Origin of the sequence: Halomonas sp. SpR8 (assembly GCF_031010195.1) — a bacterium.
Classification (GTDB): Bacteria; Pseudomonadota; Gammaproteobacteria; order Pseudomonadales; family Halomonadaceae; genus Vreelandella.
In genome coordinates this window covers 82,668-98,112 of record NZ_JAUAMC010000012.1, presented here as the reverse complement: position 1 = coordinate 98,112, position 15,445 = coordinate 82,668, and the positions used below count along the sequence as shown (strand labels likewise).

Annotated in this window: 15 protein-coding genes; 8 read left to right on the top strand and 7 right to left on the bottom strand. The window is 56.6% G+C overall.

Annotated elements, in window-relative coordinates; all coding sequences use genetic code 11:
* The first annotated feature begins 46 nt into the window (after positions 1 to 46).
* Entirely contained in the window at positions 47 to 1,309 is a 1,263-nt protein-coding gene (locus QT230_RS19270) for an ABC transporter substrate-binding protein (RefSeq protein ID WP_308323779.1), read from the top strand.
* Positions 1,310 to 1,393: 84 nt separating this feature from the next.
* Positions 1,394 to 2,383: a LacI family DNA-binding transcriptional regulator gene (locus QT230_RS19265; RefSeq protein ID WP_308323778.1), complete on the top strand. Its 990-nt coding sequence runs from the start codon at positions 1,394 to 1,396 to the stop codon at positions 2,381 to 2,383.
* Here QT230_RS19265 and cdd read toward each other — a convergent pair whose 3' ends face one another.
* The 7 genes from cdd to QT230_RS19230 all read right to left on the bottom strand — a co-directional run bounded on the left by cdd (position 2,384) and on the right by QT230_RS19230 (position 9,255).
* Positions 2,384 to 2,803 (bottom strand): cytidine deaminase, encoded by a 420-nt coding sequence (cdd, locus tag QT230_RS19260; RefSeq protein ID WP_308323777.1) that lies wholly within the window; start codon positions 2,801 to 2,803, stop codon positions 2,384 to 2,386.
* 20 nt (positions 2,804 to 2,823) lie between these two features.
* Positions 2,824 to 3,549 carry a purine-nucleoside phosphorylase gene (deoD, locus tag QT230_RS19255; protein ID WP_308323776.1) on the bottom strand — a complete coding sequence of 242 codons (726 nt, stop codon included), beginning with the start codon at positions 3,547 to 3,549 and terminating at the stop codon, positions 2,824 to 2,826.
* 29 nt (positions 3,550 to 3,578) lie between these two features.
* On the bottom strand, positions 3,579 to 4,823 hold the full coding sequence (locus QT230_RS19250; RefSeq protein WP_308323775.1) for a phosphopentomutase: 1,245 nt from the start codon (positions 4,821 to 4,823) through the stop codon (positions 3,579 to 3,581).
* Positions 4,820 to 6,175 carry a thymidine phosphorylase gene (gene deoA / locus QT230_RS19245; protein ID WP_308323774.1) on the bottom strand — a complete coding sequence of 452 codons (1,356 nt, stop codon included), beginning with the start codon at positions 6,173 to 6,175 and terminating at the stop codon, positions 4,820 to 4,822. Before deoA ends, QT230_RS19250 begins: the two co-directional genes overlap by 4 nt.
* Positions 6,175 to 6,969, bottom strand: a complete 795-nt coding sequence (deoC, locus tag QT230_RS19240) for a deoxyribose-phosphate aldolase (protein ID WP_308323773.1) — start codon at positions 6,967 to 6,969, stop codon at positions 6,175 to 6,177. The genes deoA and deoC overlap by 1 nt, the downstream gene beginning before the upstream one ends.
* Before the next feature lie 85 nt (positions 6,970 to 7,054).
* Positions 7,055 to 8,338 carry a NupC/NupG family nucleoside CNT transporter gene (locus QT230_RS19235; protein WP_308323772.1) on the bottom strand — a complete coding sequence of 428 codons (1,284 nt, stop codon included), beginning with the start codon at positions 8,336 to 8,338 and terminating at the stop codon, positions 7,055 to 7,057.
* Positions 8,339 to 8,391: 53 nt separating this feature from the next.
* Entirely contained in the window at positions 8,392 to 9,255 is an 864-nt protein-coding gene (locus QT230_RS19230) for an outer membrane protein OmpK (RefSeq protein WP_308323771.1), read from the bottom strand.
* A 310-nt stretch (positions 9,256 to 9,565) separates the two neighbouring features.
* Here QT230_RS19230 and QT230_RS19225 point away from each other — a divergent pair, with 310 nt between their 5' ends.
* From QT230_RS19225 to cyoE, 6 genes are all read left to right on the top strand, one after another.
* Entirely contained in the window at positions 9,566 to 10,327 is a 762-nt protein-coding gene (locus QT230_RS19225) for a DeoR/GlpR family DNA-binding transcription regulator (protein ID WP_308323796.1), read from the top strand.
* Between the two features lie 278 nt (positions 10,328 to 10,605).
* Positions 10,606 to 11,601: a ubiquinol oxidase subunit II gene (cyoA, locus tag QT230_RS19220; RefSeq protein WP_308323770.1), complete on the top strand. Its 996-nt coding sequence runs from the start codon at positions 10,606 to 10,608 to the stop codon at positions 11,599 to 11,601.
* Positions 11,602 to 11,604: 3 nt separating this feature from the next.
* A complete protein-coding gene (gene cyoB / locus QT230_RS19215; RefSeq protein ID WP_308323769.1) occupies positions 11,605 to 13,581 on the top strand; it encodes a cytochrome o ubiquinol oxidase subunit I in 1,977 nt (658 codons plus the stop codon).
* Complete coding sequence (gene cyoC, locus QT230_RS19210) at positions 13,581 to 14,192, top strand: cytochrome o ubiquinol oxidase subunit III (protein WP_308323768.1); 612 nt, start codon at positions 13,581 to 13,583, stop codon at positions 14,190 to 14,192. The genes cyoB and cyoC overlap by 1 nt, the downstream gene beginning before the upstream one ends.
* Before the next feature lies 1 nt (position 14,193).
* Positions 14,194 to 14,514 (top strand): cytochrome o ubiquinol oxidase subunit IV, encoded by a 321-nt coding sequence (gene cyoD / locus QT230_RS19205; protein ID WP_308323767.1) that lies wholly within the window; start codon positions 14,194 to 14,196, stop codon positions 14,512 to 14,514.
* On the top strand, positions 14,472 to 15,395 hold the full coding sequence (gene cyoE / locus QT230_RS19200; RefSeq protein ID WP_308323766.1) for a heme o synthase: 924 nt from the start codon (positions 14,472 to 14,474) through the stop codon (positions 15,393 to 15,395). The genes cyoD and cyoE overlap by 43 nt, the downstream gene beginning before the upstream one ends.
* The last annotated feature ends 50 nt before the right edge of the window (positions 15,396 to 15,445 follow it).

The following is a 15,445-nucleotide window of genomic DNA, read 5'->3' as shown; positions in this document are numbered from 1 at the left end:
TCGCACCTAGACGCAAGACAGCCAATAACAAGATGAGGACATAACGATGCGCCACACGCTGAAAACACCGCTACTACTTCTGACGCTACTGCCCTCGGCGCTGCCTGCCATGGCCGCCGAGATCACCATTGCCTGCAGCGATGGCGGGGCTGGGGATTTCTGCCCCGAGCTCTCCCGGCGCTGGGCCGAGGCCAACGGGCACCGGGTCAATATCGTCACTACACCCGCCTCATCCACTGAAAAGCTGTCGCTCTACCAGCAGCTTTTAGGCAGCCAGTCGCAGGATGTGGACGTGCTGATGATCGATATCGTCTGGCCAGGTCTGTTGGCCGAGCACTTGGTTGATTTGTACGACTATCTGCCGGAAGAAGCCACGGAGGGGTTCATTCCCTCGCTGATTGAGAACAACACCCTCCAAGGCAAGCTCGTCGCGTTGCCCTGGTTTACCGATGCCGGTCTCCTTTACTACCGCCACGACCTGCTGGAGAAGTACGACGCCGAGGTGCCGCGCACTTGGCAAGTGCTAACCGACACCGCCCGGCGCATTCAGAACGCCGAGCGCGAGGCCGGCAATGAGCGCATGCATGGTTTCGTCTTCCAAGGGCGTGCCTACGAAGGGCTGACCGCCAACGCCCTGGAGTGGGTAGCCAGCCACGGCGGTGGCACCTTCGTGAATGACGACGGAGAGGTCACGGTGAACAACCCGCAAGCGTTGGACGCACTGGCACTGGCGGCCTCCTGGGTGGGCGATATCAGCCCGGAAGGCGTGCGCAACTATATGGAAGAGCAGGCGCGCGGCGTGTTCCAGGCGGGCAACGCGGTCTTCATGCGGAACTGGCCCTACGCGTGGTCGCTAGGTCAAGCAGACGGCACGCCGATCCAGAATAAATTCAGCGTGGCGCCGCTCCCCAGCGGCCCGGAGGGGGAGGCGGTGGCGACGCTGGGCGGCTGGAACTGGGCCGTTTCTCGCTACTCGGATGAGCCACAGGCGGCAGCCGACCTGGTGGCGTATCTCACTGCCGAAGCCCAGCAAAAAGCCCATGCCATCGAATTTGGCTTTAACCCCACCCGCCCAGCGCTGTATGAGGACGACGCGGTCTTGGCCGCGCATCCGTTCATTGGCGACCTGTATGAAACGGTGATGAACGGCGTGCCGCGCCCGGCCAGCGTGACGAGGGATGCCTACCCGCGTGTTTCCAATGCGATCTTCAATCGCGTCCACGATGTGCTCTCTGGGAGCGTCACACCGGAGCAAGCGGTGCAGCAGTTGGATCGCGAGCTGGCGCGACTGGGGCGCCGAGGCTGGTAGCGCGGGTATCTCCACAGGCTGTGCGTTCAGCGATTTTCGGCTCCGTTTTTTGTACAATCAGAGCCCGACTGGCTGAGGCATAGCATGAAACAGAATAAACCGAGCGCGCAAACCGCCACTATTCGTGAAATCGCCCGGCGCGCTGAGGTATCAATTGCCTCGGTGAGCCGGGCGCTGAATGGTAAGCCGGGGATCAGCGCCGCCCTACGTGAAAAGATTTTGGCGATTAGCCGGGAGGTAGCCTACCAGCCCAGCGCCGCTGCTCGTCAGTTAATCAGTGGCAAATCGGCGGTGGTGGGTATCTCCCTTGGTCGTCAGGATATTGAGCTGCGACCTTACTATATCTTGCTCTACCAGCACCTTACGGTGGCGCTTCATCAACAGGGGATGGTGCCAGTGTTTTTTAATCACCAGCAGACCGCTGAGCTGCCCGAGCGTGCTGGAGCCGCCATCTTACTCGGGGAAGCGCAGGATGATGAACGCCCCGCACTGCTCAAGGCTGCGGCGATTCCCTTTGTGCGCATTGGCGACGCCGGGGAGGGATTTTCCGTCGCACCAGATGATCGACAGGGGCTGTATGAAATTACCGCTTATCTAATTGGTCATGGGCGCCAGCGGCTAGCCTTTATGGGCGGTGAGCTAGAGGTTCCGCGCCCCCATAGCCGTTTGGTGGGCTACCGTCAGGCGTTAGCCGAGGCGGGGCTCAATGAGCAGTTGATCAGCTTGCCGCACCGCTTTGCATCGGATTCCCTAAATAGCTATCGCTATCTGAACAGTTACTTGGACAAGACGGGCGCTCAAACACTGCCGTTTGATGCATTGGTATGTGCCACCGACGAGCTAGCGCTGGGCTGTGTGGCCGCGCTAGAAGATCGCGGGATTGAGGTGCCGGGCCAAGTGGCAGTCACCGGTTTTGATGACCTGCCCACTCTCGCCACGGGACTAACCACGGTGCGTCAGGATATTGCCGAGATTGCCGCAACGAGCATGGCATTACTGGCAGAAGCGAGGGCGGGAGCAGCGCCCCGGCACGTATCGCTGCCGGTGGCGCTGGTGGTGCGCGAAACTGGGTAGTTAACGCGGTGGCAGTTGCTCCGGGCCGAAGGCGTCGGGTAGTAGGGCTTCCATGGTGTAGGTTTTAAGCAGTTCGCCGCTGCCGGAGAGCACCTTGATCTGTGTCTCGGGCGTGGCGAACTCGCGAATGCGCTGGCGGCAGTCGCCACAGGGAGTGCAGAGGTGATCGCCTGGGCCCATGACGTAGACGGTGGCCAACTGACGCTGTCCAGCGGTGATCATCGCGGAGATGGCCGAGGCTTCAGCGCACAGGCCTTTGTAGTGCGCTACTTCCACGTTAGTGCCCGCAAACTGCTGTCCATCCGGGCTTACCATCACTGAGGCCACCGGGTGTGCCGAGTAGGGCACATAGGCGTTGGCCCGAGCGCTTAACAACGTCTCAACAATCTCTGCTGACACTTCATCCGTTTGTTGACTCATCACACTTCCTCTTAAGCCTCTTAAGCGCGGGCTGCATCGTCACGCAATACGGTGTCCAGTGCGATGAGCATCATGTCGTCAAAGGTGGTTTGACGATCGGCGCTTGAGAGCGAGTCGCCTTTCAGGATGTGATCCGACACGGTGCAGATGGTCATGGCGCGGGCGCCAAACTCGGCGGCGACGCCGTATAGGCCAGCGGCTTCCATCTCGACGCCGACAATGCCGTAGCGCTTGAGCATTTCGGCCATCTCGGTTTGCGGGTTGTAGAACAAGTCCGCTGAGAAGATATTGCCAACTTTCACTTGTACGTTCTTGGCCTTGGCGGCGGCAACGGCGTGCTGGGTTAGCTCAAAATCCGCAATGGCGGCGAAGTCGTGGTCGTTAAAACGCATACGGTTGACCTTGGAGTCGGTGCTGGCGCCCATGCCGATGACCACATCGCGGACATTGACGTCATCGCGTACCGCGCCGCAGGAGCCTACGCGAATTAGCGATTTAACGCCGTAGTCGGTGATCAGCTCTTTGGCGTAGATGGAGACCGATGGAATGCCCATGCCGTGGCCCATCACGGAAATCTCGCGGCCTTTATAGGTGCCGGTGTAGCCGAACATATTGCGTACATCGTTGACCTGGCGAACGTTCTCCAGATAGGTATCGGCGATGTATTTTGCGCGTAGCGGGTCGCCGGGCATCAGTACAGTATCGGCGAAATCACCGGGAGCAGCGTTAATATGTGGGGTTGCCATCAAAAATCTCCTTTAAGCGGCGCTAGCCTTTAAGCAGCGTCGGGTAGAAAGCTTTTGCCATCGGCCATGGCCGGTAGCAGGAAAAAGTCGGCGAGGGTTTGGCCGATATCGGCAAAGGTGCCGCGCTCGCCCAGCGAGCCGGGAGTAAAGCCGGGGCCGTGTACCAGAATCGGGATGTACTCGCGGGTGTGTTCGGTGCCGTGCCAGCTGGGGTCACAGCCGTGATCGGCCGTCAGGATCAGCAGGTCGTCTTCGCTTAGCTTCTCCATTAGTGCTGGCAGCTTGGCATCAAACTCTTCCAGCGCTGCGGCGTAGCCCGGCACGTCGCGGCGATGGCCGTAAACCGAGTCGAAATCGACAAAGTTGGTCATTATCATGGCGCGCTCGCCTTCGTCACGTTGGCTGGTGCGCTCGATCTCTTTGAGCGTAGCGTCCATCAATGCATCGTGGCCGCTGGCTTTGACTTTGTGAGTAATGCCACAGTGGGCGTAGATATCGGCGATTTTACCAATTGAGACGACTTCGCCACCGGCATCGGCAAGCTTTTGCAGCACCGTAGGCGCCGGTGGCTCAACGCTGTAGTCGCGGCGGTTGCCAGTGCGGGCGAAGGTGTTGCTGTCCTCGCCGATAAACGGACGCGCGATCACGCGGCCGATGTTGTAAGGCTCCAGCAATTCGCGGACGGTTTCGCACAGCTTATAGAGCCGCTCTAAACCGAAATGCTCTTCATGGGCGGCAATCTGAAATACCGAATCCGCCGAGGTGTAAACAATCGGTTTACCGGTGGCGATGTGCTCTTCACCCAGGCGGGCGATGATCTCGGTACCCGAGGCGTGGCAGTTGCCTATCACGCCGGTTAGATCCGCTTCCTGGACGATGGCATCGAGCAGCTCAAGGGGGAAGCTGTCGGTTTTATCCAGAAAGTAGCCCCAGTCAAAGCGCACCGGCACACCGGCGATTTCCCAGTGGCCGGAAGGTGTGTCTTTGCCACTGGAGATCTCTTTGCCGTGGGCGTAGGCGCCTTCCAGGTTTTCCGCTAGCGCAACGCCTTCGGCCACGCGGCCGGTGGCATCGCGGTGGGCGTGGAATAGCCCCAGCTTGGCCATATTGGGAAGCTTGAGCGGCCCAGAACGATTGGCGTTATCGGCCTCATTACGGGCGCAGGCGGCGGCGATATGGCCCAGCGTGTCGGAGCCTTCATCGCCGAAGGTCGCGGCATCCGGAGCGGCGCCAATTCCAAAGGAGTCCAGTACCAAAACAATCGCGCGGCTCATAAGGTTTCTCCACGGAAGGTGTCTTGTAGCAGGGTGTCGGCGCTGGCCGCCGCTTCGCCAATGGTGAGCGCTGCACGGAGCTGTTCTGCGGCACGCTCGGCGGCGGCGTCACTGCGGGCGTGAACCATGGCGATGGGGTGCTGGCTATCGACACTATCGCCGATTTCGACAATGTCGGTAAAGCCGACGCTGTGGTCAACGCTGGCATCGTTGCGCAGGCGGCCACCGCCCAGCTCCACTACACTCATACCTACAGCTCGGGTATCAATACGTTGCACAATACCCGCTTGCTCGGCATACACTGGCTTAATCACCTCGGCTTTGGCCAGGTAGTGATCAGAGCGCTCCATAAAGTCGCTGGGGCCACCTAGTTCGCGCACCATCTGGGCGAATACCTCAGCCGCTGCGCCAGAGGTCAGCGCCTTCTCAAGCTGGGTAAGTGCTTCTTCACGAGAACCTGCGAGCTTACCGGCGATCAGCATTTCTACCGCCAGCTCGCGAGTGACTTGCATTACGCGGCTGTTGGGACGGTCACCGCGCAGCAGGGCTAGCGTTTCGACGATCTCCACCGCGTTGCCGGCGCAGGGCGCCAGCGGCTGGCTCATATCGGTGAGTAGGGCGGTAGTGGGTGTACCCGCTTGGGTTGCCACATTAGCGATGCTTTTGGCCAGTTCGCGGGATTTTTCCGGGGTGGGCATAAAAGCACCGCTACCGACCTTAACGTCCATCACCAGCGCATCCAGACCGGAAGCCAGTTTTTTACCCAGGATAGAGGCGGTAATCAGCGGAATAGACTCTACGGTGGCGGTGACGTCACGTACGCCGTAGATGCGCTTGTCGGCAGGGGCGAGATCGCCGGTTTGGCCGATAATCGCCACACCGGTGTTTTTCACTACCTGACGGAAACGCTCTGGCGCGGGGTAGGGGTTGTAGCCGGGAATCGATTCGAGTTTATCCAGCGTGCCGCCAGTGTGGCCCAGGCCGCGCCCGGAGATCATCGGTACAAAGGCGCCGCAGGCGGCCACCCAGGGGCCGAGTACTAGTGAGACCAAATCGCCTACGCCGCCAGTGGAGTGTTTATCGACAATCGGGCCGGGCAGGTTCAGGTCACTCCACTGCATCACATGGCCGGAGTCGCGGGTCGCGGTGGTCAGGGCGACGACTTCTTCACGGCTCATACCGTTAAGAAACACCGCCATGGTGAAGGCGCCAATCTGGGCGTCGCTGATACGGTCATCGGCAATGCCCTGGACAAAGGCTTTGATCTCTTCCGCGGGCAGCGGCTGATTATCACGCTTAAGGCGAATCAGCTCCTGGGGGAGCAGGATGTGTTTAGTCGCGTTGGCAGCCATTAGTAACCTCCGTCTGTAGTGGCAGCGTTGGTGTTGCCGGTCAACGTATCCATTAGATTGCCCAGCAGGCTAGAGGCCCCAAAGCGGAAGTGCGCGGGAGTCGCCCAACCCGGGCCCATAATGTCGTTGGCAAGGGACAGATACTCGGCCGCATCTTCGGCAGTTTTAACGCCACCTGCCGCTTTGAAGCCAACGTCCTGGCCACTGGCTTTAATCGCCTTGAGCATGATTTCGGCGGCTTCCAGGGTGGCGTTGACGGCCACTTTGCCGGTGGATGTTTTAATAAAATCCGCACCGCCTTCAATGGCGAGTTCGCTGGCGCGTTTAATCAGCGCAGGCTCTTTCAGCTCGCCGGACTCAATAATCACTTTGAGCAGCGCTTGGCCCGCGCAGGCGGCTTTGCACATCTCGACCAGTTCAAGGCCAGTCTCTTCATCGCCCGCCATCAACGCGCGATAGGGAAACACCACGTCGACTTCATGAGCGCCGGAGGCAACTGCATCGCGGGTTTCACGGGCGGCGGCCATAATGTCATCGCCGCCGTTGGGGAAGTTGGTGACCGTGGCAATTTTAACTTGGTTATCGAGTTTATGGGCGGTAAGCGCGCGCTGGGCGGTGACAATAAACTGTGGGTAGACGCAGACCGCAGCAGGGGTGCCAAAGGGCGTTTTTACCTGTTGGCAGAGCGCTTCAATGGTACTGTCAGTGTCGCTGTCGTTCAGGCTCGTCAGATCCATGAGGGTAAGCGCTTGGCGGGCGGCTTGGACGATATGGGGGGAGGCAGTCGCAGTCATGGAGTTCTCACAAATCAGTAAATGATAAAAACGGGCACTGCGGATAAAACCGCAGCGCCCGCCGCCTTCAGTAAAACCCGCTGCGTTAAGCAGTGGCGTTACTTAAGGCGATGAAGAAGCCAGCAATCGAGGCCGACATCAAGTTGGACAGTGTACCGGCCAACACGGCTTTGACGCCAAAGCGGGCAATCTCTTTGCGACGAGTTGGGGCGATGCTGCCCAAGCCGCCAAGCAGAATTGCAATGGAAGAAAGGTTCGCAAAGCCACACAGTGCAAAAGAGAGAATCGCCATGGTGTGCGGTGTCATCATTTGACCCGTGGCAGCCACCACCTGTTCCCCATCAATGTAGGGGGCCAGGTTGATATAGGCGACAAATTCGTTGACCACTAATTTTTGGCCAATAAAAGAACCTGCCAACGTGGCCTCTTCCCAGGGTACACCCAACAGGAAGGCAAGTGGGGCAAACAGCCAGCCCAGGATCAGTTCCAGGCTCAGCGAGTCAAAGCCCACCCAGCCGCCAACACCGCCGAGTATGCCGTTGATTAACGCAATCAGCGCGATAAATGCCAGCAGCATCGCACCCACGTTGGCGGCGAGCATTAAGCCGGAGGTGGCGCCGGATGCTGCGGCATCGAGTACGTTGGCAGGCTTATCTTCCTGGGCCTCAATCTCTTCTTCCACCTTGGAGACGCTGTCACTGTCGGTAACGTCTTGGGTTTCCGGCATGATCAGTTTGGCAAACAGCAACCCGCCGGGCGCCGCCATAAAGGAGGCTGCCACCAGGTACTCCATGGGAATCCCCAGCGCCGCGTAACCCGCCAATACCGAACCCGCGACCGAGGCCAAACCACCACACATAACGGCAAACAGCTGTGAAGGCGTCATGCGGGCAATAAATGGACGCACCACCAGCGGCGCTTCGGTTTGGCCGACGAAAATATTCGCCGTGGCAGACAGTGACTCAGTCCGCGAGGTGCCCAGGGCTTTCTGCAGGGCACCACCCAGGATGCGAATAACCCACTGCATAATGCCAATGTAGTAGAGCACGGCGATTAGCGAGGAGAAGAAGATGATTACCGGAAGCACTTTGATAGCAAATACAAAGCCAACGTTATCCACATCGGCTAAACCGCCGAACAGGAAGCCGATGCCGTCATTGGCATACACCAATATTTGGCTAACGCCAGACGAAATGGTCTGCAGCACCGCTTGACCAAACGGCACATAAAGTACAAAAGCACCAATACCCGCTTGAATTGCAAAAGCACCTAGCACGGTGCGCAGCCGAATCGACTTACGGTCGTAAGAGAAGATCAGGGCAATGGCCACCAGAGTGACCATACCCACCAAGCTCATAAGGAGTGTCATATGGAGATCCTTCGAGTCAGCGCGTAAGTAACGTTTTTATCGTTAGCACGCGATTATAGTAAGTTGAGCTTGACGGAGTAGATCATCGCATTCTGGTAATCGTTGGGGGTGCCCAACTTATTCTCAGAGTAGCGATACTGAATGCCGGTGGTGATCAAGTCGCTGGGGTGCCACCACAGGCTCAGAGCACCGTTGGTGCCTACACTGCCCGCTGTATCGCCCACGTAATTCTGCTCCAGATACTCATCGTCACGGCCAAAGGTTTGCTCGTGCCAGTTGGTGACGCTGAAGTTCTGGTTGAGCGCAGTGAAATCATAACCCGCGACCCAGCCAGCCATATAGCCGTTCATACCGGTGTAGCTGTTACTTTGCACCCGCGCAGCACCAATAAAGGGCTTGAACCAGAGGCCGTTATCAAAGGTGGTGCGGTAGCCCAGGCCCAGAATCTGATCCTGCTCGCGGCTGTTATAGCCGTAATCGCGGAAGTCATACAGGTGGGCATAAATCGATAGAGGGCTATCACCCAGGTAAATATGCGAGGTCACTTTACCCGCGGTGCGGAAGTTGTCTTTACCACCGCTTGACTCATCGAACTGATCGTTAGTGGGGTTCTCGAAATCAAAGAAGCCATAAAACTCGCCCCAGCTAAAGCCAGCGCCGCCTTCGATTTCAACAAACGTAAAATCACCTTTAGCGGCGTTAGACGCGGTGCGGGCTTCGGTGCCGTTCGACCAATCCAGGTAGTTCACCGAGACGTTAGCGAATGACCACAGCCGATCAAGGGGATGCGGCTGAGCAGCCTCATCTGCCATTAGCGGCGTAGCGACCGTTGCCGCTATAACACCCACTACGCCAGCGCCAAGCGCGACAACAGACGAGGAGCAAGAAGAAGAGTGAGAGTGTGTACGAACTGTCATAGGAGCCTCAACAAGGTTATCGCGGAGCCATTTGGGTGTGGCTATCCGAGGGTTGTAATTGTGCGGGCTGGCGTTAATGTTAAAATTATAACATTTAGTGTTATTTTTCTAACGTTGATTTGCAAGTGTTGTCACATCAACGCTATTTAAATGTCATATGGCTATCACTGTGGCACTAATAGCGCCAATAGCCGTCGTAACAGTGGAAATTACGCTGCAGCTCGCTCAGCATAGAAATGAGAATAGACGCAACGCCGATGCGCCTGTTGCGGAAATCACAACAAGAGGGGGTTGCCAAGAGATGCCCACCATGAATGGCCGCAGCGCTCAGCGCCTTGCCAAACTTCAGGAAGCGCTTGCCAGTGGCGGCACTCTTCATCTGCGCGACGCCGCAGAGTTGTGCGATGTTTCCGAAATGACTATTCGCCGCGATTTAACGACTCAGGCCAGCGCCATTAGCTTGCTGGGTGGGCGTCTAGTGATGGCGAATTACCCCGGGGTCACGCCTATTTATGATCTGACTGAGCAGCAGGCTAGTCACTATCAGGCGAAGTATCGGCTGTGTCAGCGGGCACTCGCCTTTATTGAAGAGGGCGATACGCTGTTTATTGACTGCGGCTCAACGCTGATGCCGCTGTTGAGTCAATTAAGCCATTTTAATGAGCTGACGGTCGTGACCTATGCGCTTAACGTTGCCAATGCCGTCGCGGCACTCCCCAATGTGCGCTTGGTGCTATTGGGTGGGCTGTTTTATCCCGCCTCGCAGTCGTTTGGCAGCGATAATATGGCTGCCGCCATCGAACGTTTGGGCATTAACAAAGCGCTGATCTCCGCTGCAGGGGTGGATTTAGAGCGGGGCGTTAGCTGTTTTCACTTTCACGAAGTAGCACCGAAACAAGCGGCCATTGCCACCGCTATGCAGCGCCTATTGGTGGTAGATGCGAGTAAGTTTGGTGTAGTGCGCCCGGCCTATTTCGCTGCCCTGGACAATTTTGATGTGGTGGTCACCGATGGGGAAGGGGCGCATAGCAGTCAATACCTGGGGTGCGGCAATGCGCCACTTCTTTCGTGATCTCGATCAATGGAAAATACTTTAGTCTTAGCTGCTTAAGTGTTTAGTGCTTCAGCCAGCGAGGCTCGTCGCCAACTCCCACTCGGCGGCGCATATTTTTCCCGGAGCAATAACGCCCAGCGTTACGTGTGCACTGACCTTGAGAACGTTATTAAGAGCGTTCTCAAGAGCATTTTTAGAACATGTTTTGGGAAGAGTATGGGGTGGTGGTTAGCCTGCTATATAGCTGGACAGCATGGCTAGCTAGTGTTTTAAACAACCTCTGACGAGATCACACCATGCAACGACGCTCACTTTGGCGCAGGCGAGGCACGTTATTGCTCCTTGCGCTGTGTCTGTTTCTAGCAGGCTGTAGTTCAGCGCTGCTAGACCCAAAAGGGCAGATTGGCGCTGAGCAGCGCACGCTGATCCTGACCGCCTTTGGCCTAATGTTGATTGTAGTTATTCCTGTGATTGTCATGACGCTGCTGTTTGGCTGGCGTTATCGGCGTAGTAATAGCTTGGCTAAATACACGCCTGATTGGGCACACTCCAACGTGATTGAAGCAGTGGTGTGGATCGTGCCCTGTGCGATTATCGTTGTGCTCGCTCTGTTGACCTGGAAGACCTCCCATAGCCTTGACCCACACAAGCCGCTGGAAAGCGATGTGGCGCCGATCGAAATACAGGCGGTAGCGCTGGATTGGAAGTGGCTGTTTATCTATCCCGAACAGGGTATTGCCAGTGTTAACGAAGTGGCCTTTCCAGTGGATACGCCGGTGCGCTTTCGGGTCAGTTCTGGCTCAGTGATGAACGCCTTCTTTATCCCCCATCTTGGCAGCCAGATTTATGCTATGGCGGGTATGGATAACGATGTCCATCTCATCGCCGATGAAACTGGCAGCTACCCTGGTCGTTCCACCAACTACAGTGGCGCGGGCTTCTCTGGCATGACGTTTGAAGCCAAGGTGACCAACGACGCCGATTTCGACGCCTGGGTGGAAACGGTACGCAGTGCCCCACAAACGTTGACCTATCCCGAAGGGTACGAAGCGTTAGCGGAACCCAGCGAATCGAATCCGGTGGAGTACTTCTCAGCCATTTCGCCCTCACTGTATGAAAGCATTTTGAAAAGCTTCCATACCGGCGGTGAGCACGATATGGGCGGCGATCATGCTGACTCCCACGATGGCGAAAATGAAAACGCTGCCGAATCAGGTCATGTTACTAACAACCATGCTAGTCAGGATAATGCCATGCGCAGCCATTCCTCTAGCGTAGAAGTGGGAGGTTAAGCCGTGTTTGGAAAACTCACGTTAGAGTCAATTCCCTACCACGAGCCGATCATCATGGTCGTCGCGGCCTTTATGGCCATTGGTGGGATCGCGCTGTTTGGTTTAATAACCTATTACCGTAAATGGGGCTGGCTGTGGAACGAGTGGTTTACCTCCGTCGACCATAAAAAGCTCGGTATCATGTACTTCATTGTCGCCCTGGTCATGCTGCTGCGCGGCTTCTCGGATGCGATAATGATGCGTACCCAGTTGGCGATGGCCGCCGGGGATGCAGCGGGTTATTTGCCGCCTCATCACTACGATCAGATCTTTACCGCCCACGGCGTGATCATGATCTTCTTTGTCGCCATGCCCATGGTCATCGGTCTGATGAACCTGGTGGTGCCGCTGCAAATTGGTGCCCGCGACGTTGCCTTTCCTTTCCTGAATAACTTAAGTTTTTGGCTGTTTGCGGTCTCCGCGATACTGGTCAATATCTCGCTGGTAGTGGGGGAATTCGCCGCTACCGGCTGGCTCGCTTACGCGCCGTTATCGGGGATAGAGTTTAGTCCCGGGGTGGGGGTCGATTACTGGATATGGGCGTTGCAGATATCCGGTATAGGCACCACGCTCACCGGTATTAACTTCTTCGTGACCATCATTAAAATGCGTACCAAAGGCATGACGATGTTCCGCATGCCGATCTTCACCTGGACATCGCTGTGCGCCAACGTACTGATCATCGCGTCCTTCCCGATCTTAACCGCGACCATCGCACTACTAACGCTTGACCGCTATCTGGGTATGCACTTCTTTACCAATGATTTTGGCGGCAACATGATGATGTACGTCAATCTCATCTGGGCCTGGGGCCACCCGGAAGTTTATATCCTGATTCTGCCTGCCTTCGGCGTGTTCTCTGAAGTGATTGCGACCTTTGCGCGTAAGCGGCTATTTGGCTACGCCACCATGGTGTGGGCGACCATTTCGATCACCTTGCTCTCGTTTGTGGTTTGGTTGCACCACTTTTTCACCATGGGGGCGGGCGCCAACGTCAACGCCTTCTTCGGTATTATGACGATGATCATCGCCATTCCTACCGGGGTGAAAGTGTTCAACTGGCTGTTTACGATGTTCCGCGGCAGTCTGGAGCTGACGTCGCCGGTACTGTGGACGCTGGGCTTTATTATCACCTTCACCCTGGGCGGCATGACCGGCGTTATGCTGGCGGTGCCCGCAGCCAACTTTGTGCTGCATAACAGCCTGTTCGTTATTGCGCACTTCCACAACGTTATTATCGGCGGCGTGGTGTTCGGCATGATGGCAGGGCTTACCTACTGGTTCCCCAAAGCGTTTGGCTTCACGCTAAGCGAAAAGTGGGGCAAGCGTTCGTTCTGGTGCTGGTTTATCGGCTTCTACGTCGCCTTTATGCCACTCTACGTACTGGCCTTCTTTGGTGCCGTGCGCCGCATGCAGTCTTATCCCAACCCAGAATGGCAGCCGTGGATGATTCTGGCCTGGGTAGGCGCCGTGATCATTATGCTGGGCATTGTCTGCACCATCATCCAGTTCTGGGTGAGTATTCGCGACCGCAAACAGAACGCCGATGTCACCGGTGACCCTTGGCATGGCCGCACCCTGGAGTGGTCGACCTCTTCTCCTGCGCCGTTCTACAACTTTGCGCGTTTGCCGGAAGTGGGCGATATCGACAGCTTCTGGTCGCAAAAGCAGCGTAGCGAAGAGCAGCTTGAAGAAGCCCCCTATACCGATATCCATATGCCGCGTAATACCGTGGCCGGACCCGTTATCAGCTTCTTTGCGCTGGTCATCGGCTTTGCGCTGGTATGGCACATCTGGTGGTTAGCCGGCGTCGGCGCCGTGGGTGTTTTTGTGAGCTTTATGGCGCGGGTGTTCAACGACGACATCGACTACTACGTTCCCGCTGCTGAAGTTGAGCGAATCGAGCGTGAGCATCAACAACGAGTGGAGGCGCAAGCGTAATGGCAACGGATACGTTACATCACGGCGCAGCGGCCGAGCCCCATGAGCATCACGATGCTTCGGGCACGAAGCTATTTGGTTTCTGGGTCTACTTAATGAGCGATTTGGTGATCTTCGGATCACTGTTCGCCACTTACGCCGTGCTGATGAGAGGCACGGCAGGTGGGCCAACCGGCGCTGATATTTTTGAATTACCGTTGATTCTTTTCGGTACCTTTGCACTGCTGATCAGTAGTTTTACCTTCGGCATGGGCGTTTTGGCAATGCATGCCAACCGTGTTGGCCAAGTGAAAGTGTGGCTGGTCATTACCTTTCTGCTGGGCTTGTGCTTTCTGGGGATGGAAATCTATGAATTCCAGCACCTGATCCATGAAGGGTTTGGTCCGGATCGTAGCGGCTTTTTGTCGGCCTTCTTTACTCTGGTAGGCACCCACGGGTTGCACGTTATGTTCGGCATGATCTGGATTTTGGTGATGCTGGTACAGCTGTCGACCAAAGGGTTGAACGATATGACCCGGCCGAGGATTTTGTGCCTAAGCCTGTTCTGGCACTTCCTCGATATCGTCTGGATCTGTGTCTTCTCATTCGTCTATCTGATGGGAGTGTTGTGAGATGAGTGCAAGTTCAACCAATGCCCATGGCAGCGTTAAGTCGTATGTGACAGGACTGGTATTGTCGCTGATACTGACCATTATCCCTTTTGCGGTGGTGATGAGTGGCGCTTTTAGCGTACTGGCTACCGTTATTGTGATTACGGTGACTGCAGTGTTGCAGATACTGGTGCAACTGGTCATGTTTATGCATATGAGTACCAAAGCCGACGAAGGCTGGAATATGATGTCCTTCGTCTTCACACTGACGATTCTCGTCTTAGTGGTAGGAGGCTCGCTGTGGATCATGCAGCATCTGCATCTCAACATGATGATCGGCTAATCTCAGCGCCTAGCCGCTGGCGGGATCTGCTTGAGCTGACCAAGCCGGGTATTATCGGCGGCAACTTGATCGCTACTCTGGGCGGCTATTTCCTCGCCGCCCAGGGGCAGTTTGAGTGGCTCAGCTTTGTCTCGGTCATGGTGGGGATTGCGTTAATCATCGCGTCAGGCTGTGCGTGTAACAACGTCATTGACCGCGATATTGATGCATTGATGGCGCGTACGCGCCATCGCCCCCTGGTACGAGGCAGCATCTCTATCACCCAGGCACTGGGCGTTTCGGCGCTGCTGGGTGTGTCGGGGGTTGTGTGTCTGGCGCTGGGTACCAACGGGTTAACCGTTGCCCTGGCGGTGATTGGCTGGGGTGTGTATGTGGGGCTTTACAGCCTTTATATGAAGCGCCGTTCAGAGTACGGCACCCTGGTGGGCAGCCTCTCTGGTGCCATGCCGCCGGTGGTGGGCTACTGCGCAGTGACCGGGCATTTCGATAGTGGCGCCATTATGCTGCTGGTGATTTTCTGTCTGTGGCAGATGCCGCACTCCTATGCGATTGCGATCTTCCGCTACGCTGATTACCGTCGCGCATCGATTCCGGTACTGCCGGTGGTGCGCGGTGTCAAAATGGCCAAGCACCATATCCTTGGCTACATCGTGGCGTTTATTCCTGCCTCTCTGGCGCTGGTATTAGCCAGCCAAGCGGGTATGGGATATCTCTGCGTGGCGCTGGTAATGGGCGGCTACTGGCTCTACCTGGCGCTACGTGGTTATCGGTTAGATGACGATGTTCGCTGGGCCAAAAAGGTGTTTGGCGTATCGATTCTGACGATTACCGCGATGAGCTTAGTGATGGTGCTGGAAGCGATGGTGCCGATGCTGGTGTAGTTCTCTCCGGATATGCCACTAGCTGTGTTTATTATCGCCCCGAGTGGTAT

Coding starts and splice junctions, on each gene's coding strand:
- cyoD (WP_308323767.1), top strand. CDS start 14,194: ATGAGTGCAAGTTCAACCAATGCCCATGGCAGCGTTAAGTCGTATGTG.
- QT230_RS19235 (WP_308323772.1), bottom strand. CDS start 8,338: ATGACACTCCTTATGAGCTTGGTGGGTATGGTCACTCTGGTGGCCATT.
- deoD (WP_308323776.1), bottom strand. CDS start 3,549: ATGGCAACCCCACATATTAACGCTGCTCCCGGTGATTTCGCCGATACT.
- QT230_RS19270 (WP_308323779.1), top strand. CDS start 47: ATGCGCCACACGCTGAAAACACCGCTACTACTTCTGACGCTACTGCCC.
- cyoC (WP_308323768.1), top strand. CDS start 13,581: ATGGCAACGGATACGTTACATCACGGCGCAGCGGCCGAGCCCCATGAG.
- cdd (WP_308323777.1), bottom strand. CDS start 2,803: ATGAGTCAACAAACGGATGAAGTGTCAGCAGAGATTGTTGAGACGTTG.
- deoC (WP_308323773.1), bottom strand. CDS start 6,969: ATGACTGCGACTGCCTCCCCCCATATCGTCCAAGCCGCCCGCCAAGCG.
- QT230_RS19265 (WP_308323778.1), top strand. CDS start 1,394: ATGAAACAGAATAAACCGAGCGCGCAAACCGCCACTATTCGTGAAATC.
- QT230_RS19225 (WP_308323796.1), top strand. CDS start 9,566: ATGAATGGCCGCAGCGCTCAGCGCCTTGCCAAACTTCAGGAAGCGCTT.
- deoA (WP_308323774.1), bottom strand. CDS start 6,175: ATGGCTGCCAACGCGACTAAACACATCCTGCTCCCCCAGGAGCTGATT.
- QT230_RS19230 (WP_308323771.1), bottom strand. CDS start 9,255: ATGACAGTTCGTACACACTCTCACTCTTCTTCTTGCTCCTCGTCTGTT.
- cyoA (WP_308323770.1), top strand. CDS start 10,606: ATGCAACGACGCTCACTTTGGCGCAGGCGAGGCACGTTATTGCTCCTT.
- QT230_RS19250 (WP_308323775.1), bottom strand. CDS start 4,823: ATGAGCCGCGCGATTGTTTTGGTACTGGACTCCTTTGGAATTGGCGCC.